Origin of the sequence: Legionella rubrilucens, assembly GCF_001468125.1 — a bacterium.
Taxonomy (GTDB): Bacteria; Pseudomonadota; Gammaproteobacteria; order Legionellales; family Legionellaceae; genus Legionella_C; species Legionella_C rubrilucens.
Genome location: NZ_LNYT01000020.1, coordinates 353,624 through 376,865, shown reverse-complemented (window position 1 = coordinate 376,865; position 23,242 = coordinate 353,624). Strand labels below are relative to the sequence as shown.

Here is a 23,242-nt window from a genome sequence, read left to right as displayed (position 1 = left end):
AGGTTTACAATCCACCGGTTTATTCCTGCTTAACCAGACGGAAAGAATAAAAAAACCACACCATCGTGACCAGACCGTTAACAATGAAGAGAGTATGCAGCGAAAAAAACTGATCAATTACCCCGGCACATACCCCGCCAAGGAAAAAGCCAAAAAACTGATAGGTGGTAAATAATCCAAGCACTGTTCCACGGGTGGCGGGTGAGCAATGGTTCGAAATGAACGCGTATAAATTGCCTTCAATAAAATTAAAGGCTGTAAAATACAAAGTAAACAGAAAAATGAGGGTGAAAATACCCGGCTTAAAGCCCATGCTGAACTGGATGACACTGTAAGTGGCAATGCTTAAGAGAAAAAGCGGTTTAGCCAATCGGTATTTTTCAGAAAGTCGGATAAGGGGTACGATCAAAACAAAGCTCAGGCTTAGCGACGGCGCATAAATATAAAGCGCACTGCTTAGCTCGCCCCGTTGAACTAATTGTTTTAATACAATAGGAACTGCATAAAACGTCGAGCACACCAGCAAGTGCTGAATCAGAATACTGTGGTTTAGAACCACTAATTTTTTATCTTTAAGCAAGCCCTTTATCGAGGTGCGCTCAATACTCGGCGTGAGATTTCTACCCGGATTGGGTATGACATACTGACTAATCATCAACCCGGTCAATGAAAACCCTGCCAGAATGTAAAATAAAACCGGCAAACCGAAATAATCCACAAGGACTGGGGAGATAACCATACACACCATGAAAAGGATAGCAATCATGATGCCGATGAAAACAAACGCTTTCAATCGCACGGATTCAGGAGTCAAATCCACCATTAAAGCACTTAAAACAGCCGATATCGCTCCCAACCCCTGAACTATGCGTGCAAGGATCAGCGTGTAGATGGATCCTGCCATGATACCCAGCACACTCCCCAGCAGGTAACTGCACAAACCGATGTTGATTAATTTTTTCCTGCCAAATTTATCCGACCACAGGCCAAAAGGGATTTGAAGGAGGGCTTGTGTTAAGCCGAATATTCCTATCGCAACACCCACTAAAAAGGGCGTGGCGTGGGGAATGTGTTCAATCGAAGCAGAAAAAATAGGCGTAAACAAAAGCACTCCCATAATCCTTACCAGGTAAAGGTAGGTAATCGGGAAGACTATGCCTGTCCATACATTAGTCATACACTATTCCGCTTGAGGTTGACTTAAACCGTGCGTTTAAGCGTTTAACTTTAAGAAGCGTCTTATCCATTGTCAATTTAAATTGATCTAAACCTTAAGATTCAGCCTGCAATCTTTAAAATAACCTTTCTCAATTGTTGGGAATACGGTGTTTAATCTGTATCTTTGCAGCAACCGGTTGGAGCAACGGGACGATTGCCAAAGATGGATGTCCCTGCCAGGGATTGCCAGTGATTGAGTTGCAGCAATTGAAACCGGATGATCTCCTCGACGAACTGTTTTAAAGTTTACCCACCAGTGGACTGTCCGCTGCTTTTTCTGAAGCAGCATCATTAATTCTTTTCTTTGCTGCCTCAAAAAGTTTCTCCGCGGCTTTATGGGAATCCGTTTTAAGGTTAAAGCTGTGCGTCAATTTGCCTTGTGCCTTATCCAGAATGGCCATTTCGGGCGATTTTAAGAAGCGGGTTATAATGTCTAAAAGCGCCTCTTCTGTCTCGGCCTCAGCCAGTTCATCTTTAAGTCCGTTAAGAATAGCTCTTTTCAAGGCATCGCCCTTTATACCCTTGTATTGATTTTTAAAGCGATCATGAGAAGCATCGTTCACACTGACTTCATGGAAAAAATGGAGCCTGTTTTTTCTGCTGCCAGAACGGTATTCCTCTACTGCCCTGGTCGAATTTTTAAGATGAAGTTCATGGGCGATGCTGTCAGGTAGCGCAATCTTTCCCTGATGATGGAGCATTAGCAGTGCTTGAGGATGATTAGACAGTGCCTCGCCCTGGTGTTTTTTGTACCAATTTTCAACTTCCTGGCGCCATGCTGTGTTTTCAGAAGGAAAGTAATGATTATGAACATAGTTATAAACATATAACCATTGATCTCTTCCATACACTTTCTTTTCTTCACTGTAATCATTAGGACGAAATCCTTCATCCAAATCAATGGCCTTAATGCCCTCCGCTGTGGAGAACAGGTTTTGCGGGCTGGTATGCCAATTGTGATCGGCCAAATCAGGATGATGATAACCCAGCTCGTTTAATTTTTTGAGACCAAGAACAACAAACTTCTCATATTGTGCTGGTGCGATGTCTCTCGGTAAATTCTTGCTTAATAGCTGCGGCATATTAAAAACCACGTGGTTTTTGTCTTTAATGTTCCAGAGGCCTAAGACAAAATACTCTTCAATGCCCTGTTCCTTCAGCAAAAATTTATGCTCGAGGATAGTCAGGTTTTTTTGAATTTCCTTCCCGTTGTAGCGTTTATCCTCTAATTCTTTAAACGCTTTCGTGTCTGTTTTCTTAAATACCCTACCAAAATTCCCCGCACCCAGGAGTTTAGTTTTACTGTGCGTCTCCCCTTTCTGGCTACCCCAGAGGTGAACAAAATCAACCGCGTCCGTGTCCTTATAACGAACTGCATAAACGTTTTTATCGTAACGAAAAATCTTAAACGACTTATCCTCACTTCCCAGGTAATGAGAAGTTATATCGACTCCGGAGGCTATGTCTTTCGCTGACAGAGGCATAATACTCTACTGCAAGTAAACCTGTTAAAATTGTAGCAAAAAAGTGCAAATAATTAAACCAAATGGCATTTTTTGTACAATTTAACATCCCTCTTAATCAGACGCTGTATCCAGTGCCTTGCCGGTAGTATTCTAAAGACCTGACGCTGTACGGGCACCAGGCGCCTCTTTTTCGGCTTGCGCTTTGGTATTCATAAAATCAGTCATCTTTTCCAGCACGTGCGCCCTTTCTTCTTGCCCTGGCAATTGGCTGTGAACCGCTTTGACCAGATAAATTTCGGCTTTAGCGAATTGGATTTGGTTTAAATCGAATTGATCGAGCGCATTGCATGCGGCGTGGAATTCGTTAATCAAGGAATCGGGAACTGGTAACGAATTGGCTTTAAGAATGGTGTTTATTTCTTTCGCATAAGAAATTAATTGAAGATAGCCTTTCTGCTCTTTTGAATAGTAGGAATAAAAAGGCGACATCTGTTGCCCCTCCTCAATCAGTGTTGCTGCGATTTCACCCAATCGGTCATTCAAGATTTTTAATTGGGATTCTGAAAACTGGTGATTCTCAGTCAAAGCTTCCAATCGTTTAATTACCCTAAACCAATAGGGAAGTTGCACATACCGCCTGGGCTCTGCGTTGAAATGAAGTTTCTGCACCAGCAGGTTGAACAACTCCAGGTTCTCGTCGCTCAACGTGAAATTCAAGTTTTTAAAAGTGCCCAGCAGGTCCTCTGCATTGTAAATCTTGTCTTCATACTCGGCGAGCCAGCGGTTAATCACGGGATGTGGTTCTTCCTTTAATAACTTGATTACCTTGGCGTAATAAAGCCAGTCCGACGGACGCAACGCCGGGAGGGCTTCACTCATTTTATCAAAAACAACACGAAACTCGTCCTGATACTGGGACCTGGGAAAGCCCGCCCCATCCAGGGTTTTTATCAGCTGATAACTGGATTGCAAATAGGATTTGTTACTCGCATAATGGGTTGTTAATTGGCCAATTATCTCTTTCACGCTGGCATTTACCGCCGGTAATAACGGGTTTTCAGGGTCCATTAACATCATCAGCTGCCGTAACTTGAGCCGTTCATTCAGTCCTGATTTGCTTAAATCATTATCCTCCAGAAGTTGTTTGGCCCACTCACCCAGTTTATTGCGAATCAGTTGAGCTTCATTGTCTAATCCTGATTGTTGACACAAAATAAAGGCTTTTATCAGCTTACTTTTACAAAAGGCATTCCTTGCTTTTGCATTGCAGTGAGGGATATCCAGGGTCGAAATCGGTACATCAGGCAGGCTTATGCTGGCCAGTTGGCAGGCATCCAACTCTCCTGAATGAACAAAGTCAAGCAGATCCGCTTTGATTTTATCGGCAGCCTGTTCCCTGAGGTGCGGGCTGTATTGGAGCACTAAAAAGCCTGTTGTGGATAAAGCAGACTCTTGATTGTTCGCCAGTTTTTCTAACAGGCTGTGTTCGTATTCAGCGACTATGTTCTCTCTAGCCTTTTCAATGGCATCCGACACCTGTTTTCTTAGAGGCTCATCGTAACTTAAATCAGCCGGTTGATTTTTTTGTGCGAGGGTGTTTACCTTGATCTTGTACATACTGCACACCTTGATGTCCTCGACGTTTAACGAATAGAAAAATGAATCATGAACATAATAGCTCGTGTCCTCATCCAAATGGAGCAGGCTATCCCTCATGAAATCAGAGCACATGTCCACCCACATGTGCACAATGTTTTCCTTTGTCAATAACGCCGCATCACAAGGAACCAGGCTATTGTTTAAGCCGGAATATTCATGAATGGGCAACCGTGGGTCAGAGCCAAATCGTTGGAGGAACAATGCCTCACCTTCTTCACCGTAGCGTTCGCGATAGGCCGCCCGTGTGGCTTCGTATTGCCTTTCGTATTGTTTCTGTAAATAAACAGCCTGCAATAATGGGGAGAACCGGTGTGCAGGATTAAAATCGTCATAAGCAATGGAATTGCCTATGGTTGGATCGTTGGTATAGAAAATGGCGTCATACCGGTCGATGTCATATAAAATTTCAACGTAATTTGAACCTTGCTGGTTTTTTTTGCCAAATAAGCCCAATTTCATTTTGTGATGAAGATCGGTTAATTCCTGCCCCAGCATTTCTCGGGATTCGCTGTATTCTTTCTCCTGCAAATGGGCCAAATGTGCTTTCTGGCCTCGGCCACTGTCAAAATCTTCGGTTGAAACGCGCCGGACCTGTTTCAAATTGGGGTTAAAAATTAACAGGCCCGCCGCGGGATAAACACCGCTCCCGTACCCAAGAATGGACGTGGAGCGCAGGGGGTTTTTGTCTTTTGGGTTTGGAGGCTCTTTTCTGCTTTTTGTGTTAATTCCCTCAGCTCGCATTGATTTCCTTATTTCTTTTTCAGCCAGGGTTTCGTCAGGCAGAATCGGTTTATTGGCTTTGGGTTTAGGCAAAGCGCTCGGCGTTGTAATGCCGCGAGCCAGAATCCGCCCTTCTCTGAGCGCCGCCGCCAGGTTTTTTCCAGTCATCGGCGCTGTGTCATCAAAAGGCGTGAGATCAACCAGGGTTAGGGTTTGTAATTCTTCGACGGATAATAATCGTTCGTGCAAAGCCTGGAGGATAGGGTAAGCACCGGATTGCATGTCGGTCTGGATTCGAGCATGAACCTCCTCATGTTCATACTCCAGCTTACGTGCCTCGTCTTTGGTGATGTAGGAATCGCCCTGGTGATGAATAAGACCCCTGGCTTCAATAATGAGTTCAGCCATTTCTTCCAAAGCCAGCTCATTCTGGCTGGCGATATCCTTATAAAAATCAAGGTAGTTGGCATCGTATTGGTTTCTCGCCCTGATAATATCCAGGCAATCGCAATCATGAATTATTTTTTGATAAATGTTTTTTGGGGGGAAAAATCCCTCTTCAAATTGGGAAAACTGCCAGGAGAGTTGCCCGTCTTCGTCTTCGTTGAGCTCAAAATAGCCTTTCTCAGGACTGGGATCCTTATTGGCAGTAGCTTCTGCAACCCATTTTGCCGTCTGGCTGTCCACATGCAAAATGCGAGTCAGATACCAATACAACAGAATGGCACTTTCGTGATCCCATAAATCCTCGTTATCCCCTTCGCGCGCCGAATCATGAAATAACAGAGCAATTTGAATGAGTTTGATGTCATTTTCGGTTAAATGCTGTGCTTCCTCATCACCGTATTTCCGGTACAAATTAGCAAATACGCGCGCATAGTTAGCCGCCCGGGTCACATGCTGAATGCCATGATGGAACCGTGCAATGAGGGTGTCATCATACGAGGAGGGATAGGCATACTGATAAATACGACTGTAGGCCCATTGCACATGATCCTGAAGGTCATGTTCAAGTGTTAAATCCGTTTCAGAAGGGTCAAACAAATTGACAGGAATCCCTTTGGATTCAATCATCGCTTGAATAGAAGGAAGTGCCCACGTTTGCTCATCGACGTAGGGCTCTCCGTTCTCCGTGAGGATATCCACGGGAGAGGGTGTGATAAGCGTGCTTTCCCGCATGGAAAAATCAATCGAACCCTCTTCTTTTATTACGTGATTAAATAATTGCTGAGTTTCACCATTTTTTGATAATTCGCCAAACTGCTCTCCCAATATCCTGAACATTTCAAGACGGGTTGTGGCTGTCTCTCCTTCGTGCTGGTAATCTGGGCTGACTTTGAGCGCATTTAATTTTTCAATCACCGTACCGATAATGGCTATATTTTTTTGTGTGACTTTGGGCTGAAAAAAAGGATTTTTATCAAACCGCAATCCAATGCCAAAGTACTTGAGCTTATTCCGGTTAATCCAGTCTTCCCGGTTCTGCTTTAGGGTACTTAAGGTGAAAAGAAGGGAATCAATCGTCGAATAGCCTTCGTATTTATGCTGTTCATAGCGCGCAATGTACTCGTTCACCTGCATTACTCCTGAATGGCCAACCATTAAAACAGTAGCATGCAGAAATAATATTGATCAAATTACTCTTTTTTTGGTCAACCACTAAATCCCTATGCCCTTGCGTAAGGACTGCATTTCCACGTTATCAAGCCCCTTTGGGCCAATCATTGCCCGCCTGCGCGGGCAAGACAGGTAAGGGTGAGGTTGGCAAAAGCCAGCCAGGACAACCGGGGGATGACCACCTTCACCAGCAGACAGAGCGTGGGAATGGACGAGGCCAGCTATGACAGCCCATGGATGTCTTGCCCGCGCAGGCAGGCCTCCATCAGGTCAGTGTTAGAATAGGCGGTCAATCTTTGGAAGAAACCAGTATCCAAACGGGTAAGAGCCAACAGGCTGTCCAGTTCGCTTAAGAATTCTTTCCCCAAGGTGTGTTCTATTTCTTTTTTATCCATTCCCTGAAGCGATGAAGTCAACTGCAGTAAATGCCCATCGCCTTTGAATTGTTCAAATAATTTCTTTATTTGAATAAGCAGCGTGTTATTTATATGCATTGAAAACAGGCGTTGATCAGAAGATGACTGCTCCAGCATTTTTTCCAGTTTTTTAAGATGCGTTTCATACCGTTGCGTAAACTCAGCGATTACTTTATTGAGTTTGGCTGACAGGTTCTCATACAATTCAGCAGTGGATTTTTTTCCCAACCATTCGGCATTCATTTTCCCCAATTCACTGGCCTCAGCAATCACATAATCAAAACGATGCATGCCTTGCTTTACCTGTTCTTCAAGCTCTGCAACACTGTATAAATCGAGACGATTGGGGTTGTAAAGCATGGTGGCTTTCAGGCCCAGTTTGAGCAATGCCTCGTTAAGCAAGAAATAATTCGTACGGCAATTGGCATCATGAAACAGGTGAAGCAGCTCCAATTCATGAACCAGGGATACTATACAGCGAATGGCCTCTTCAGGTGTTTTTACGTGAATGATGTCCTTGTTATATTGCTCGATGGCTTTTTGTGCCAGAGTTACTGCTGTTTTAGCGTCTGGCGTTAAAATGGATAACGGTTGCCTGCTCAAATCAGCCATTAAGGTTTTGGCTATAACCTCTAATTCTTCATCCGATTTTTTCATCAAACGGCCAGGATTGACCAGAGAATGTTGGCGGGCAAGCGCCAATTCCATTTTTAACTCAGACTGAGACGGTCTAAGTTTGGTCTGTGAAGCCAGATGCAACAGGCTAAACGACGTGGAATCGAACAGGCTCAGGCCATGCTTTTTGTATTTCTCTTCATTAAGGCATTCGTCCTCAATCCGGTTGGTTTGCAACTCCGATAAAATCACTTCGCTTATCATGGATTCAGAGACGTGCGGATGCTGTTGAGTAATGACCCTGACTGTGTCTTTCACAGCGCGTTCTTTTAATTCCAAAAAGACTTTGCTGTATTCCGTAAACGGTAAGGGCGTTTTGGTTTGTAAATAGAATACACGTAACGCATTGGACAGCGCGGCGTAAAACTGGGTCATGACACCAATACGTTTTAACTCGCCAATCATAAAACCATCTTCATTGTTATCGTTTCTTATTCTTTTTAACAGTTCAATCAACCCATTGAGCGATACGGCATCCCGAAGAATTGGAAATGAGTTATGCCCTTCACGCAGAGCGCCGCTTCGGCTCGTTACTTCCTTGGCAAACAAACTCTGACTCAATGCCGATTGCAATGCCTGAATGTATTTTAAGGTGAGCGGCTCTGATTGGCCGTCTAAAAAAAGCCGGTGACATAATTGAGCCTGGGCATTAAACAAGTCCAGTACGGATCCGGGTTCCCGGTCATGGTAAGCCGTCCAGGTCTCATTAAAATGGTGAAACAGTGCATAATCGATAAAACAAAGGAAACGCAGGGAAGCCGGCATGTTGGATAAGACACGCAGGTAAGGTTCTTTAAGCAACAACCCCTCTGACTTAAGATCCTGGTACTTCATATCCATTAATTGCTGTTTTTCATGCTCTTTAATGTCAAGCCACTGAGCATTCATTCTTTTGTCTTTAACAATGAAGGCCATCGTGGCTTTCTGAAGGTTTTCAGGCTGGGATTGTATTTCCTTAAAATCGTCCTTGTTCTTTAAATTTAATTCGACAAACCCATAACTGTACTTTGCCCTGTAATCAGGGGACATTAACTTCAATTCGCCATCCATGTAGTTGCGGGCGCCCTCAAAATTGTCAAAAACCAGTTTTGGTTTTACTTTGGCAATGGCTTCATTGATTGCCTGCCGGGGATCATTACCGGCTAACAGTTCAGGTAAATTTTTAATTAAAACATAGACCATAGTGATTTCTGCCCACCCACTTATGAGATAAAATTAGTCATTATGAGCTATTTTATTATATTTTTGTATAAAAAGCCTGCAAAAAATAGGTTTATGTGTGCGGTTGGCTTTTGGTAATCAGGATTTACTCTATAATAAAACCCTTTTACAAGCGAAATACCTTCAAGGTAAGCGCTTACGAAACTTGAATGCCTAAGTGAATTATGCCGACAACAGACAAAAAAGAATCATGGCTTGAACCGGGGTTTATCAGTACCCAAGCCGATTTTTTCAAGCCGATACTGTCCGCACTGGATATAACGAATGATCTCGCTGCTACGGCACAAAAAATAAATGAACGATTAAAAACCGATAATGACAAACGCTTGTTCAATTGGAACGCTTTGTTTATTGGTTTTACTCAACACGTTACTCACTCTGGTTCGCCAGTGCCCATCGCTTATATTTTTAAATTATTCCGAGTCCTTTGCGCGATTCATTTAAATCCAGGCTTAAAGACAGCGTATTCTAACATTGACACCCAGTCATTAATCGGCTGTTTTAGTGGATTAATTAAAACCTCTTTTCTCGATGAAAGTGATCATATCAAACCGATTTATGAAAAAAGCGACAGTGTAAAAACCTTCATTTGGATCTATCAAACATTAAAGAGGTACCCAACAAAGGATCAAGCCACGCAATGGGCATTGGCTTTTACTCTTTTTATGTTTGAAGACAGTGATCATCTTGAAAAAAAGATGAACTTAATTGATGCACAGGTAAAAGCCATGGAAGGCCTTGTTTCCGATACAACGGTTGCTGATAAACAAAAGGCGCTGGAACACTGTTATCAAAAAACCGCTCATGCAGCCTCTGACATTCGACTGGCGGTCAAGATGTTGTTCGGAACTGAAAGGGTTGAAGAGGACTTTAAAGTAAACAGAGGATTCAGAGACCCCTGCATGCAGTTTAGAAAAAAGGAGGGAATAGACAAGGAACCCCTGGTATTGGTTGAGGTTTTTTCATCCCCTGCTATCCATGAAAAACCACTGCATTGCAAGGAATCCTTAGCGCACAACAAAAAAAGGGTTGCGTTACAAGCGAAAATAGAGTCGCGGCTGAGCTGGTTAAGGCTTGTTTCCCTGTTTACTTTTGGTGATGAGGACACGTCACTTCTTAAGGCCAAACTAACTATTTTAAATGCAATGTTAAGTAACATGACGTGCGAAAATCCTCAGGCGATTGGGCTGGACTCTATTGATAAGCAACGCTCTGCTTTTTTTCAATCCGGCAAAACACGAACGAGGGAATTGCATGATGAATATCAGGAGCTGATGAATCCAGTCCCATGAGCTTGTTCCCTTTAACAAGGATTCGTACCTGACCCTATCAGGCGTTCAGCACAGGAGAGACGGATGAATGTAAAAAAGACGACTAATTAACCAGGGAGTTGTTGATGTTATCCAGTGAAGAAATAAAGCGATTGTTAACCTCTAACCCGAAAGAGTTTTCAGACCTGCTTAAAACGGAAGAAAACGCCTTGAGCACTGAATTTGCGTCAGCGCTGGATAAGGCGGATCCTCTCAATTTAAAGGTGTTATTTGATTTAGGCCCAATCACGCCTTTTGCCGGCCACTCCTTAGGGCCAGTATTTATACCGGCTATCCATGCCATCGAAACCATTTTAAAATTGCAACGTGAGCAACTTCACTCAGGCCATTTTCCTGACACCGCGTCCCTTGGGGGTAATTGGTTTGATTGCGATATAGACCCGCAATCTGTTTTAGCCATGCAAGCGCTGTTGGGTTTTGACGATCCCTGCGAGTTTGTTTTTACCCAGGCAGGACTATCCACCAATTTAGGCAATCTGCTGGATACGTTTTACAAACCCACCTTAAAAGACTGGAAAACGGGAAAAACCAAAATATGCCATCTGGCCACCGAATTTTTTTCTGATCAGGCGATTGTTCATTCCGTTATTAAGCGACAACTACAAACCGCCAAACATTTTGAATTGTTTGAGGATAATCAGGCACCCACTCCGGATTTGCTCACCTTGAAATTGGCAGCCGATGAAAAGGGGTTATACAGTTCACAAGCGATTATTGACTTTGTAAAACAGCATGCTCATGAGATCCAGGTATTGCACTTATCGGATCTGGTCTTTAATACGGGACAGCGTTTGAATCTTGCTTTTATTTTACAGGAACTGAAAAAGACCATTGAGGAAAACCACATTATCGTCGGGCTTGATTTGGCCCACACTGTCGGCAATCGTCCCATTGACCTTAAAAAGCTTGAGGTAGTCACTTATGCCGTAGGATGCAGTTACAAGCATTGCAGCAGCACGGCTGGCAGTCCTTTTGGCATTTATGTTAACAAAAACACCGATCTCAACAGGTATCCCCCAATCCAGGGCTGGAAAGCCGCTGATTCCGGGAAAGTGTTTGGCTGTATTAATGGCTTTACACCAGACATCATGGCAACGAAGGGGGCAAAGGCTTTTCGGACAAGCAATGCCTCCCCTGTTGCCCTGGCACCCATTCAAACCTACGTCGAAATCATGGCCGACATCGGGTGGGATAAATTAATGATCAAATCGGAATGCCTCACCCTCTACCTGCTGGCGCTTCTCAAGAAGCATTTGGGGGATACGATGCAACTGATTACTCCTGAAGCAGCCGAGGAACGCGGGGCTACTCTTGTATTTCGCATTAAGGGACTTAAAAATGTCAGTCTTGTGGAAGAAGAATTGAAAAAGGAAAGCTCACTCGGGCGGTTTGAAGTGGACACCAGACCCCCAAACAATATCCGTGTCACCGCCCATTACGGCTACATCGGGTTTAGCGATATTCAAAAGATGACCCTTCGACTTAAGGAGGTAGTGACTCAGGTGCTTGCCCTTGAAGCAAAAACGTCAAGCTCTCTGCTCAAAGTCGGCTTGTTTAATGAAGTAAAATCCACATCTTCATCTAATGTAGATAAGCAACCCGGTAACTCACCCGTTAACCAGTAATGGCGAATACGGAGCCTGAATGGTAAACAAGAACCGCTGTAACGCCAGGTTAACGCGTGTTGACCTGGCTGTTATTCTATTCGATTTGCTCTCGCTGCTTTAAACCCTGTCAAAAATAACAGTAACGCCTCCATGGTCTAGGCAATTAAAATCGGCTCCATGTAAACGATTGAGAATGACCGATGACTATTTTCCGGCTGACCCTGACTGCATGGATACTTGGCTTCGCGGCCCCGGTTGCACTGGCATGGACACCTTACTGCGCTGTGCAACAACAAACCCATCAGCGGGTCATCGCCTACCTGGGCGCTGATTCGTCCTGGGGATTGCAAGACAAAGACATCGCCAAATTAAACGAGCAATTGGATAAAGTCACCCTGGTGAATTATGCCTTTGCACGTTTTGCCAAAGACGAAGCAGGCAATACAGTGGTTAGACTTCATGCCGAAGATATTAAAACCATTCAACAGTTACGCCAGTTAAGGCCGGATTTACCCATCCTGATTGCCATCGGCGGGTGGGGCGACCGTGAAAGCTTCCGATTTTTAGAAAATGACGAGCAAATCAGGGTTTTTGTAAATTCGGTAAAAAAAGTACTTGAGCACTATCAACTTGATGGAATCGATGTCGATTGGGAAAACGAGTTATTGGCCAGTAAAAACGAGATGGCTGGGGTAACAACCCTGCTTAAACAGTTGCATGAGGCTCTTCAGGATGACGGCTACTGCGTCAGCAATGCCGTTCCCGCCACCCGCGCGTATTGGCGTCATTACCCCAATGCGCGGGAATGGCAAGCCTATGTGAACTGGACGACAATAATGGCCTATGATCATTACGGTACATTCGGCCCACGTACCGAGCTTGGGGCAGCACTCTATGAACCTGATCGTCAGGAAGACACGACCTACCCCTATCCGAGTACTTCCGGTAATAAAGCAATCAAGCATTATTACTCTCAGGGATTGGCGGCTGATCAGCTGATTTTAGGATTGCCTTTTTACTGTCATTCCTATTATGTTGAGAATGAGCAGATAAATGACAATACACGCTATCCAGGTCTGCATGTCCCTGTCCTCGATGCCAATATCAGCAGTCAGATCAGTTATGATGAGGCCTATCAGCGTTATGGAGACCAATTGTTTAACCAGGTAATCCATGAGGGTAAAAGCGGCAGACAGGCGGTCACTTTTTACGGTTTGATTCCCCTCGACAATACGTCGAAAAGCCGCTTTCTCAGTTGTGACAGCCCCCAATCCGTGCTGGCCAAAATTGATTATGTCGAAGGGAATAATCCTTTGACTGACAAAGCAAAAGAAACGGTACGACTGGGCGGCGTTTCATTCTGGAGTCTGCAGCAGGACCTGCCTTTTTCCAGCGAAAAGTCATTATTGCGTGCACTGACCCGGGGTTTTGCAGAGAGTGGTGAATGATGAGGACAGCCTGTTCGTGTTAATGGGATAGAGTCTTCCATAATAAACCACCGCATCATTAATCGTTGAAGTACTCAACAACCCTGGCTATTTAACAAGATGTTCTGGCTAATGCAGCGGATGCCCTTTACACCCATTGAAAAATCAAGGGCATCGAGTGCCTTGCTCGCATCAACCATTGATTTTAAACAGGCAAAAGCGTGCGAACAATTATCAAGCGCAATAAAAAGTAATAGGAACGGCGGATTCAACTTGCAATGCAACCTCACCGGTAATCAACCTAATCTTGTCCGCCTGCGGGGGCAAGACAGAAGAGGGTCATGATTTTTTTACATACTGTGATTTTAGTTTCATCGCACCAATGCCCTCAATTTTGCAATCGATATCATGATCACCCGACACCAGGCGAATGTTTTTAACTTTAGTTCCTACTTTCAAGGTTAAAGATGAGCCTTTAACTTTTAAATCCTTAATGACAGTCACGGTATCACCATCTTGCAACAGGTTGCCATGGGCATCTTTTATAACGGATTCGGATGGCGTGCTTTGTTGTTCAACTGCGGGGATCCACTCGTGCGCACATTCGGGACAAATGCATTGGGTACCGTCCTCGTAAGTATAGGTTGAGTGGCATTGAGGGCATGGAGGCAAGTTTGACATGATTATCCTGGTTGGTTTAAGGGGACGCGTTAAGATGAGCAAAGCGAATTATAAACGGTCAATGACAAATACACTATAGCAGCCCTCTACATTGCAGGCCGTCATCTCTCGGGTGAGTTAACAATGCTTATACCCAGGGCAAGCCTATCGAGACTGGTCTAATCCTGTCCGCAGGCAAATTCCCTTTGCCTTTTTGCACCTTGATAGTCAGGGTGGTTGTTGTAGAATGGCGAATCACTGCCAGCTCTCAATCCATAAATAATGCAAAAACCGACTTATTTATACAGCTTACTATTTATCCAGTTGAAAAGCAGATTAGCCACTACTCTGTTTTTGCATCCGATTTCAAAAAATTAACTAACCATTCAACCCAGGGTTTCTGATGTCAAATGTATCAAATTGTAACCTTATTGCCCGAACAGGATTGACTGGGCGGGAACAATTCATTGCCTTAACCGGGGAACACGCTGCCATCTCAAAACACCGAGTATTTCATTTCGATTTTGAAGGGAGTTGCTACGTTGTTAAAAAGCAAGCCATGAAGCGCAGTAAAATTGGATATTCTATTCTAACCCTGGTAACAAAAGCACTTTCCATCCCTGCTCTACGGGGTATTCCTGTTCCTGGCGGCAAACTCACTCAGGCTATTGAAATACAACGATTGATTTCATTGTCTGCGGCGGGCGTCCCAGTCCCGAGCGTGGTTTATGTGGGGGAAAACTACTTTGTTATGTCTTGTCTGGGGCACTCTAGCGTTGAGTTTTTTTTGAAGAATCCCAGCCAGCAGTCTGCCGTTTTTTATTGGAAACAAGCGCTGGACGCGATTCTTGATGTCCATCACAAAGGGGCCTACTTAAGTCAGGCCTTTATTCGTAATATGATTGCCGGCGATCGCTCTGTTGCTTTTGTTGATTTTGAAGACGACCCCGGTGCAGTAATGCCCATCCATTTAGCCCAGGCACGTGATTGGTTATTGTATCTGTTGTCCTCTTCTCTGCGGCTCGACATGAGCCCTCAAGAGCAGGCTGATATCATTTTAAGTTATTTACGACAGGATACACTGGAAGTGCAGGAAGAAGTATTCGCCTGCGCGTCTAAAATTGCGTTATTTCGTTTTATTTTTCGAAGAAAAAAGCCCTACCTTAACCGCGATCTACAATCATTTAATGTATTCATACAGCTGATGCAGGAGCTTGGTTCTCGTTGTTTCACAAGGGGTTAAGCCTCTACTCCTATTCCAAAAGGAATATCAATCAACTTGGCTCTTCCTGTCAATGGTGTTTATGGATTGACGACGGGTACCCTGAGTCCCCTGACTCATGCAAGGATGCAAAACAGAGTTCGGGTGATTGCTATCGGGTTTTGTTCGCTTTTTCAATGTAGCCAGCCCCAGATACTGCAGAATCAGAATATAAAACCATCCGAGATCCCATTCGTTTGATTTGACAGAAAATTTGCAGCTGGAAGAGTCTCCATGGTGGTTATTGTGCAACTCTTCACCCACGATGAACAGACCAAAGCGGGTCAGGTTATGGGAATTATCCTGGGTGTCAAAATTACGGTAGCCGTGATAATGACCAAGGCCGTTAATCACACTGGCTTGCAGGATAATTTGCAGAATCATTTGCAGAAACCACAACGGAATTCCCCAGATGCCTATAAAGACGATATAGAGCAACATCAATAATAAGGGACCTGCCATGGAAAATTTTCCATAGAGGTGTTTTTCCAAAAAGTCATCATTACGGACAACACCCAACTGTTTGACAACGTCCTCATTCTTGGCGCTATTATAAATTTCAATTCCGGATGTAAACAACGCTTTAATGCTGAGGTTGACTGGGCTGTGAGGATCCTTTTTGCCATCCGGATCCTGATGATGCAGGCGATGGATGGCTACCCATTCCTTGCGATTGGTTCCTGTTGCCAACCAGAGCCAAAATCGAAAAAAATGGGTGATTACAGGATGAAATTTTAAGGCCCGATGAGTTTCGGCGCGATGCAGGTAAATGGAAATCGTCAGCAAGGATAAGTGCACAGTAAAAAATAGAACAATAAAGAAAGCCCAGATATTAAAGCCGATTAGTCCTTGAGATAATGGCGGTAAAACCAAACAAAGCAGCCAATAGAAAAATACAAAAAGCAGAACACCAAGAACGAAGGGAAAGTAGCTGGAATAATGGCTCTTCAACCAATTGACCAGGTCGTTAATCAACATAAGATTTTTAAATTTTTCGAAATCTATTTCGGTGTCGATACCAATATTAAGTTGATGCCTGTCAACATCACCCAGAAGGGGCGGAACCTGTTTGCGGCCCAGTTTATCCCAAACCGTTAAAACGGTGGCGAAATTCTTATTACAATGCTCTTTCGTATGATGTTGCAGATGGTACCTGGGTGTAACGATAAATTTACATAAGATTCTTTCAAATTGGTCGTTAATTTTAATATTGCTGTGGGAAAAGAAAGCAATTATCGTATGAGAAAAATTAATGATCGCAAAAGCGAGAAGGCAAGGGCCAAAAATAATCACACAAATCGAGCGGGTGATCAGGAGGCTTAAAAAATCAAGCGGATGCAAACGAAATGTGGTTGTAATGTTGGGTGATTTGTCACTGTGATGGATCTGGTGAAAATACCAGAATAAATTAACTGAATGACCCAGACGATGATGGGTATAGTAAATGAGATCCGATATGATAAACCAGACAATAAATACCAGCCAGAATGGGGCACTGTAATAGTTAAGTAGTCCTATGTTATTGATTTCACAATAATAAGCAAGAAAGTAATTGCTTATGGGGTAAGCAGAAAAAATATTAATCAATCCGATAGACCAATTCAGAAGCCGCCGACGTCGAAAGCCGGCTTTGCCCAACTGGTGTAATCTGGCAATGTATTCCAACGCGATGAGCGAGGAAATCACCACAAAAAATGCCAACGTTAACAGTAAATTATAAAAATCTAAATCAGTAATGTCATACTCTGTCATGATTCGGCCTGATAATACCGCCGTCTCCCCTCGGCAATAAAACCCATCCCAAGGCATCCATTTTTGAGCATCACAGTGAGTATAGAATATTTTTTATGGTGTGATCTGCGAGTAATTTCTGAGTAATCACAGAAGCGCTCGCATGGGTGTTTATTAAGGCATTCCGCAAATCATAGGACTAACTGGATAAAGCCATTGACAGCAGAGTAGGAGTAACCAAGAAAAAAGTGTATTTCCAATGATTCCAGGGCTTGAATGCCAACCCTGCCTATCTGCCTTTTTCTACATTACAAACCCTCTACTCCTGTATAAATGATGTTTGCTGTTATTGATTGCAACCATTGTCACACTGACTCTGCGCGCTGTCTGGCCTGGAGCAATGTTGTGCCCCAACCTATTTTGGACTCAAAGCGACACTAAATACTTTGTCGTCTTGAAACTCGATGATAAAAGTAGATGGTCTTTTGTAGATTAAGGTTTGAGTGTATATTTTTTGACAAGAATATTGGAGACCTTGAGCACAGACTATATGCTCCTTTTTTTCAGATTCTTCAAATGGCTCACCGCATAACGATTTCACTTCATCCAGAGAAAGCCCGGGACTGATAATCGTGGTTTGGCAACGTAAAGCCCATGCGTTAACCCATGTTACACAAAAGACGATCCCTACCACCGTTTTAATGAATTTTCTATTCAAGAAAACCTCCATACTAAAGATTTATGGCCATAGCCACAGCATTGCTGATCTCTCAGCTAATTCAAAATAAAGGGTTCAATTTTTTGTAGGACAAAAAGCAACCTTCTTCAATGAATTTTTTATCTCAACTTTTATTATTTCCAAAATTAACTCCACTGATTTTAGCGCTATGGTGTATGTTTCGAAGGGATTTATCAACATGAATAAATTAAAGTCACCGACGATGCATCGAGTATGACCTGAGATCCAATGGGTAAAACACAATTATCCAAGCCATGACTATAGGGAAAATTTTTAATACACGGAACTTTAAAATATGAAATCCAGTCGTCAATCACTTCATCAATAGTCCCTTCATTCGGATCCTTTGAAATACAATTTTCAAATTGACCCAATATCACACCAGAAACCTGGGTAAAGACCCCAGCAAGATGTAGATGGGAAAGCATTCTATCGACATTAAAAGGTTCAACGCCTACATCCTCGATGAGTAAGATACGCTCTTTGAAGTCAGGTTGATACGGAGTTCCCATCAACGATGTTAAAAGCGACAAATTCCCCCCGACCAACTCGCCCTTAATCTTACCTGGATGGACAAACTCCCCACCCTGCACTGAAAAGGGCTCATCCGCTAAACAAGCGAATAGGGTTCTCTCGAGTAAGGGATTAATAGGGACAGTCATTGTATATCCCGTATAGGAAATTAACCCCGTCTTTTTTAGAAGACCTAATTGCAATGCAGTAGTGTCACTAAATCCAACAAGAATTTTAGGATTATTCAATATCGTATCATAATCCAGCAAAGGCAAAAGGCGTTGAGAACCTTGTCCTCCTCTGCTTGCTATGATGGCACTTATATCTGGGTCTTTAAAAAATGCCATTACATCTTTTGCTCGATTTACATCTGTTCCCGCTAAAAATCTATTTTCATCATTGCAATGCTCCCCGAATTTAACATTAAATCCAGCCTCCCGAAGAAAATGGATGGCGATATCAAGTGGTTTGTCTCTTAAAGGACTCGATGGGGAAAGCACCCCTATGGTGTCTCCTGGTTTCAGGGGCTGTGGTTTAATTCTCATAGGATGCCTATAGATTTTTTTATATGCATCTATTGTACTAAGAATACATTTTTCAAAGTAGGTTTACTTAGATGGATAATAAAACGGGGGTTTTACGAACTTTGCTGTTTATGAAGATAAATATATTTGTCTTTCAAGTAATTGTTTATTTCGAAGTCAGCTGTGTACTTAAAATCTACCTAGATTGAACCAAATACTTAGCTGGAAAATTTTAGCTCTCTGATAATAGTTGTTTAATGATGCTCATAGGTAAAAACAATTTATTAGTATTATCTATGAATTTTTGAAAACCAAATTTCTCATAAAAATCCGAGGCCCTGCTACTTAAAGAATCAACAATTACCGCCATTGAGCCGAGTTCATTACTTAGTCTGCCTGCTCTTAATAAAGCATCTGTTAATAATAACTCACCTAAGCCTTGCCCTTGTAACTTTATATCAATAGCCAAACGCCCTAATAATGTTACAGGAATTAATGGATAACGAGGTAATTTCTTGGATACTTCGCGAGGAATACTATCTATTAAAACGCTCGAAGAGCATAAAGTATAATAACCCAATACCGTAGAATCTTGTCCTTCGAGCAACACATAGACCGCGCTTAAATTACGCTTTATGTCTTGAGTTGCTTGTGTTTGAAGATATTTATCTAATGAATCTTCACCACTATTAAAGCTCTCTTTAACATGTGATTTATTTAATTGCTCTATACAATATTTACTCAAGATATTTATTCTTATATCAATTTTTTATGTCTTTTTACCGCTTTGAGTAACCGTTGGTTAGGAGCAGTATCCTTTAATAAACTATCAATAAATAATTGCTGATCTCTTAAGGATAGTTCTATTAATGCATGTTCTTTGATCACTTTAACAGAAGCATCCTTCAATGCTTTAATTACGAAAGCAGTAAAATTATTCATACCGGAGAGTTCAGCTGCTCTCTTAAAAAGATCCTTATCCTCAGAACTAACACGAGCTTCTATTCGATCACTTTTAGAGTCTTGGTGTGTAGTTTGCATAACAATACCTTAAAGTATCACATTTATATTCATTATACGGCAAATTGCCGTACATATCAAATTTTACACAACCATAGATAAAATAAAACGGGAGTTTTGTTTACCAAAATGCTTCTCCAAAATTATTTTTTAAAATGTAGACTAAGCCCTATACTTTGAAGCCCAGATAAAGCGACTATGTGGGCAATAAGGCTAGAGAGCAACCAGCTCAGAAATTTTTGCCGCGACCACCGCCATTGAATCTTCTGTGGTGTCGAGGCCGGTTCAAGAGGCAAGCAAAGGGCTGACATTGCGGAGAGCTTCATACGTCGTATTGTGCACAATAGGAACGAGCTGGTTGCCCGCCAGGAGTACCGAAAGCTCTTTGTCGGCAACGCTCTCTTTGGGGAGACGGGCCAGCAGCACAGGGGTCACCAGTACAAGTCCGATCCGCGAATTCGCTAACCCTTTGTCGATGGCGCGCATCATCGGCACCCCAAGGCCAAGATCCTTCTCACTAAGCCAAACTTTGACACCAGCCTCAACGAGCAAGTCGTGCAGCTCTTTGGCTGGACCATGACGGTCGTCCCAGGCGTGACACAGGAAGACGTCACGAAGGTCAGGTTGCTCCGCTGCTCGCGTTTCAACTGTTTGGCGTATTGGTGTCAGTGACTGTACTTGGGCAGATGTGTATGACAAGGACGAACCCGCTCTGGACCAGCGCGGTCTTGAACTACTTGATCTGCCACCACTGCTGCTATAGTTAGCTCTGCTGCTGTTTGGTGAAGAGTAGGACGGGCTGTTGTAGCCGCCGTAGCGGTAGCTAGTGCGGTAACGGCATAAAGGGCAGGTCGAGGCCGCAGCCGCTGAGCTATGCCCGCGTACTGGCGCTGTACATTTAGTCATATCGTAATACCTCCAGTCACAATAGCCATATAAGTTTGATATTATCTTTATATATATAAATAACAAAAACACAACATATGGCATTATTAATACATTAAATAACAATATAATGTGTTTTTTAAATATGATCAGAGACTAACTTGGGGGCAATTTGTGGTTTACACTATGAATCCACAGCGGGCTATGGCCATACTGTAATTTGGAAATCCACACAAGAATTTATGAATGCCCGAGGAGTAAAGCAATGTCGATAAAAAAATTTTCTATCGTTATATTAGGAACTATCTGTACCAATTTAGTCTTTGCAGATTTACCCCCGGAGGTGATAGGCTCATGTAAACAACATAAACCCGTTAACTCATCAGTAACATTCATTAATATAGATCCACCTGAGGGATTAGGGGATGATGAGCCTAAGTGTTTAAATCATGCTGAATCGACTGAAAACTCATTGAACTATGGTTCAATTATTTGTAATGATGAAAATTATTTAATCCTCAAAGGCTCAAGAATCAATTTAAAGACGGCACAAAATCATTCTGTTAATCCTTCTATTTCACCCGGTGCTGACATAGCACCAGTAGCTACATGGTCTAAAATAACTTTTGATAATAATGATTACCTATGTATTAGCATGCCGCTTTCTCCTTCTGGAACAGGCGCTAGCGTTGAGCAATATTATATTGTTGAAAATGCTTACAATAATTCAACACCAATTATCCATTATTATTTCTTTAATCAAGAAATTATGCCGACTACTTCAACGAACTAATAGATTATGAGGGCAGAATCAAGCCTGCTCTCATTATAGAAAGGCAATTGATTTTTAATTATTAACAATGCCATCAAAACTACGTTTATGTCGAATACCTAGAAGAACTTTTACAATGATACAATTTAAAAGTCACCTATTAAGATCAACTTATTTTGATTATCTACGTCATTAATTAGAAGATAGTATTGCTGTTTTTTTGGTACATCGAAAATAAGAATTGCGGTTTTCACTAGATCAGGGTTTATAGATTCGAAGGGTTTTACAGACTCATTTATCAACAGAGAGTCGCTTGAAATACTATAATGTTTCTTATCTTCACCTATCAAAATGAATTCAGGTATCTCTCTGGCTTTATTATCATTATTCCTAATTAAAATATTAATTTTAACATAAATACCGTAAGGGGGTTTATTTAAATATTGATTATTACTTAAGCTTTTTGTCCATACAGAATCTGTTACCTTGTAAGAAAAATAGCCTATATTAACTTGCTCATTTTGAAGATAGATATTTTTCGATTTTAAATTAATCGCTAAATATTTGTCATAAAAACAATTTGATAATTTTGAAGAGAAATTGTCAATTTGAGAATGCTTTATTACATTTCCATTATCTCGCAAGCTTTTATCAAAACATTCATCATAGACCTCGGTAATTTGTTGAACACAAACAGACATATTATTAAAAATTAAAAGAAATTCTTTTTGATTATTCTTATAAATAATTTCGCAAAATCCGTTAGGTAATTTCTTTTTCAAACGTTGTTTAAATTTTTCTGAATCAATATTGTCCTTATTCACATTTTGATTGTTTGTTTCGCCTGGATTGTCCGAAAAATGAACAATGCCATTCTTATCAGTCCATTGATATACTTGAGAGGCCTCTCCAGCGGATATGAGACAGATATATATAGAAAATAAGTAATACAAATAGATCTTCACATTAAATCCATTTATATGAATTATTCTAAATATAGACCAGAAATTAGGATGAAAACCTAGTCTTTATGGTTAAGCTTTAATTTTGGCTCTTTCTCATCTGAGGGGGCACTTTAATCTAAGTTAGAGTAATCTAACTCCTTGATTTGACGATCAAAAGGAGATTAAAGTGCCGAAGTATGATCTTATCCTAAATTTACCCGGATTTTCTATAAGGAAAGTGAAAGGTTATCAACCATTGTGGTTAGAACTTTCTTATAATCGACTTCCTCGTTGTGGTCATTGCAAAAGTAAGGTAGTTCGTAAAAAAGCTTCTTATATGAGAAAAGTTCATCATGAACTTATAGGGCATCGAAGAAGTATCTTAAGTTTTAAGGCTTATAAATTGTATTGCCACACCTGTAAGCGTTATGGCAATCAACAGTTCCCTGGAATTAATAAGCATCAACGTTCAACATGGCGGCTCCAAGCCGCTGTCTTTCATGAGCATACGCGGGGTGTTTCGCAAAAAGATTTGGCTGAGCAATTCAAAAAAGGTAAGGCCACAATTGAGCGTTGGTATCAAAAACAATACCAAGAGCAACATAAAGAGCTAAGCAATGCATTATGTCCTACAGTCCTTGGGATAGACGAACATTTCTTTAGTCGTAAGCAAGGATTTGCAACAACCTTGTGTGATTTAAAAAAAAGAAAAATATTCGATATTGTAAAAGGCAGGAGCGAGAGTACGCTCAAAGGCTATCTGTCTTCTCTCCCGGGAAAAGAAAGAGTTAAAGTCATTTGTATGGACCTAAGTAGCACCTATCGTTCCATAGTTA

The 23,242-nt window shown here is 42.1% G+C and carries 18 protein-coding genes; 6 read left to right on the top strand and 12 right to left on the bottom strand.

Translation table 11 applies throughout. The features are described from left to right. Positions 1 to 19 precede the first annotated feature (19 nt). The 4 genes from Lrub_RS09470 to Lrub_RS09455 form a co-directional block, all read right to left on the bottom strand. Entirely contained in the window at positions 20 to 1,177 is a 1,158-nt protein-coding gene (locus tag Lrub_RS09470) for an MFS transporter (RefSeq protein WP_082651483.1), read from the bottom strand. 280 nt (positions 1,178 to 1,457) lie between these two features. Then, entirely contained in the window at positions 1,458 to 2,702 is a 1,245-nt protein-coding gene (locus tag Lrub_RS09465) for a hypothetical protein (RefSeq protein WP_058531867.1), read from the bottom strand. A 132-nt stretch (positions 2,703 to 2,834) separates the two neighbouring features. Beyond that, complete coding sequence (locus Lrub_RS09460; RefSeq protein WP_058531866.1) at positions 2,835 to 6,644, bottom strand: SidE phosphodiesterase domain-containing protein; 3,810 nt, start codon at positions 6,642 to 6,644, stop codon at positions 2,835 to 2,837. Positions 6,645 to 6,901: 257 nt separating this feature from the next. Beyond that, positions 6,902 to 8,953: a hypothetical protein gene (locus Lrub_RS09455; protein WP_058531865.1), complete on the bottom strand. Its 2,052-nt coding sequence runs from the start codon at positions 8,951 to 8,953 to the stop codon at positions 6,902 to 6,904. 383 nt (positions 8,954 to 9,336) lie between these two features. Here Lrub_RS09455 and Lrub_RS09450 point away from each other — a divergent pair, with 383 nt between their 5' ends. The 3 genes from Lrub_RS09450 (at position 9,337) to Lrub_RS09440 (ending at position 13,378) form a co-directional block, all read left to right on the top strand. Further along, entirely contained in the window at positions 9,337 to 10,284 is a 948-nt protein-coding gene (locus tag Lrub_RS09450) for a hypothetical protein (RefSeq protein WP_133134051.1), read from the top strand. 104 nt (positions 10,285 to 10,388) lie between these two features. Continuing rightward, positions 10,389 to 11,948, top strand: a complete 1,560-nt coding sequence (locus tag Lrub_RS09445; RefSeq protein WP_058531863.1) for a kynureninase/PvdN C-terminal domain-containing protein — start codon at positions 10,389 to 10,391, stop codon at positions 11,946 to 11,948. A 182-nt stretch (positions 11,949 to 12,130) separates the two neighbouring features. Continuing rightward, entirely contained in the window at positions 12,131 to 13,378 is a 1,248-nt protein-coding gene (locus Lrub_RS09440; protein WP_058531862.1) for a glycoside hydrolase family 18 protein, read from the top strand. A 318-nt stretch (positions 13,379 to 13,696) separates the two neighbouring features. On the opposite strand, the gene Lrub_RS09435 is transcribed toward Lrub_RS09440, so the two are convergent. Beyond that, positions 13,697 to 14,038, bottom strand: a complete 342-nt coding sequence (locus Lrub_RS09435) for a zinc ribbon domain-containing protein YjdM (RefSeq protein WP_058531861.1) — start codon at positions 14,036 to 14,038, stop codon at positions 13,697 to 13,699. A 382-nt stretch (positions 14,039 to 14,420) separates the two neighbouring features. Between Lrub_RS09435 and Lrub_RS09430 the strand changes: the two genes are divergently transcribed. Continuing rightward, positions 14,421 to 15,260 carry a BUD32 family EKC/KEOPS complex subunit gene (locus tag Lrub_RS09430; protein ID WP_058531860.1) on the top strand — a complete coding sequence of 280 codons (840 nt, stop codon included), beginning with the start codon at positions 14,421 to 14,423 and terminating at the stop codon, positions 15,258 to 15,260. Between the two features lie 27 nt (positions 15,261 to 15,287). Here Lrub_RS09430 and Lrub_RS09425 read toward each other — a convergent pair whose 3' ends face one another. The 6 genes from Lrub_RS09425 to Lrub_RS15005 all read right to left on the bottom strand — a co-directional run bounded on the left by Lrub_RS09425 (position 15,288) and on the right by Lrub_RS15005 (position 20,711). Continuing rightward, positions 15,288 to 17,030 carry a sterol desaturase family protein gene (locus Lrub_RS09425; RefSeq protein ID WP_058531859.1) on the bottom strand — a complete coding sequence of 581 codons (1,743 nt, stop codon included), beginning with the start codon at positions 17,028 to 17,030 and terminating at the stop codon, positions 15,288 to 15,290. Between the two features lie 394 nt (positions 17,031 to 17,424). Then, on the bottom strand, positions 17,425 to 17,727 hold the full coding sequence (locus tag Lrub_RS09420; protein ID WP_162263137.1) for a DUF2845 domain-containing protein: 303 nt from the start codon (positions 17,725 to 17,727) through the stop codon (positions 17,425 to 17,427). 194 nt (positions 17,728 to 17,921) lie between these two features. Then, positions 17,922 to 18,806, bottom strand: a complete 885-nt coding sequence (locus Lrub_RS09415; protein ID WP_058531857.1) for a S66 peptidase family protein — start codon at positions 18,804 to 18,806, stop codon at positions 17,922 to 17,924. Positions 18,807 to 19,017: 211 nt separating this feature from the next. Beyond that, positions 19,018 to 19,530, bottom strand: a complete 513-nt coding sequence (locus Lrub_RS09410) for a GNAT family N-acetyltransferase (RefSeq protein WP_058531856.1) — start codon at positions 19,528 to 19,530, stop codon at positions 19,018 to 19,020. 11 nt (positions 19,531 to 19,541) lie between these two features. After that, on the bottom strand, positions 19,542 to 19,826 hold the full coding sequence (locus Lrub_RS09405) for a type II toxin-antitoxin system TacA family antitoxin (protein WP_058531855.1): 285 nt from the start codon (positions 19,824 to 19,826) through the stop codon (positions 19,542 to 19,544). A 264-nt stretch (positions 19,827 to 20,090) separates the two neighbouring features. After that, positions 20,091 to 20,711 (bottom strand): toll/interleukin-1 receptor domain-containing protein, encoded by a 621-nt coding sequence (locus Lrub_RS15005; RefSeq protein WP_237760790.1) that lies wholly within the window; start codon positions 20,709 to 20,711, stop codon positions 20,091 to 20,093. Positions 20,712 to 20,955: 244 nt separating this feature from the next. On the opposite strand from Lrub_RS15005, the gene Lrub_RS14625 reads away from it, so the two are divergent. Beyond that, the gene (locus Lrub_RS14625; protein ID WP_082651481.1) at positions 20,956 to 21,483 is read left to right on the top strand and encodes a hypothetical protein; all 528 of its coding nucleotides are present in this window, start codon (positions 20,956 to 20,958) and stop codon (positions 21,481 to 21,483) included. Between the two features lie 125 nt (positions 21,484 to 21,608). Here the strand turns inward: Lrub_RS14625 and Lrub_RS09395 are convergent, their stop codons facing one another. Continuing rightward, entirely contained in the window at positions 21,609 to 22,427 is an 819-nt protein-coding gene (locus tag Lrub_RS09395; RefSeq protein ID WP_058531854.1) for a DUF4352 domain-containing protein, read from the bottom strand. Positions 22,428 to 22,593: 166 nt separating this feature from the next. Here Lrub_RS09395 and Lrub_RS15130 point away from each other — a divergent pair. Continuing rightward, positions 22,594 to 23,242 (top strand): transposase (locus Lrub_RS15130; protein ID WP_237760789.1); only part of this gene is annotated, 649 nt, incomplete at its 3' end.

Coding starts and splice junctions, on each gene's coding strand:
- Lrub_RS09470 (WP_082651483.1), bottom strand. CDS start 1,177: ATGACTAATGTATGGACAGGCATAGTCTTCCCGATTACCTACCTTTAC.
- Lrub_RS09465 (WP_058531867.1), bottom strand. CDS start 2,702: ATGCCTCTGTCAGCGAAAGACATAGCCTCCGGAGTCGATATAACTTCT.
- Lrub_RS09460 (WP_058531866.1), bottom strand. CDS start 6,644: ATGCAGGTGAACGAGTACATTGCGCGCTATGAACAGCATAAATACGAA.
- Lrub_RS09455 (WP_058531865.1), bottom strand. CDS start 8,953: ATGGTCTATGTTTTAATTAAAAATTTACCTGAACTGTTAGCCGGTAAT.
- Lrub_RS09445 (WP_058531863.1), top strand. CDS start 10,389: ATGTTATCCAGTGAAGAAATAAAGCGATTGTTAACCTCTAACCCGAAA.
- Lrub_RS09440 (WP_058531862.1), top strand. CDS start 12,131: ATGACTATTTTCCGGCTGACCCTGACTGCATGGATACTTGGCTTCGCG.
- Lrub_RS09435 (WP_058531861.1), bottom strand. CDS start 14,038: ATGTCAAACTTGCCTCCATGCCCTCAATGCCACTCAACCTATACTTAC.
- Lrub_RS09430 (WP_058531860.1), top strand. CDS start 14,421: ATGTCAAATGTATCAAATTGTAACCTTATTGCCCGAACAGGATTGACT.
- Lrub_RS09425 (WP_058531859.1), bottom strand. CDS start 17,030: ATGACAGAGTATGACATTACTGATTTAGATTTTTATAATTTACTGTTA.
- Lrub_RS09415 (WP_058531857.1), bottom strand. CDS start 18,806: ATGAGAATTAAACCACAGCCCCTGAAACCAGGAGACACCATAGGGGTG.
- Lrub_RS09405 (WP_058531855.1), bottom strand. CDS start 19,826: ATGCAAACTACACACCAAGACTCTAAAAGTGATCGAATAGAAGCTCGT.
- Lrub_RS15005 (WP_237760790.1), bottom strand. CDS start 20,711: ATGACTAAATGTACAGCGCCAGTACGCGGGCATAGCTCAGCGGCTGCG.
- Lrub_RS14625 (WP_082651481.1), top strand. CDS start 20,956: ATGTCGATAAAAAAATTTTCTATCGTTATATTAGGAACTATCTGTACC.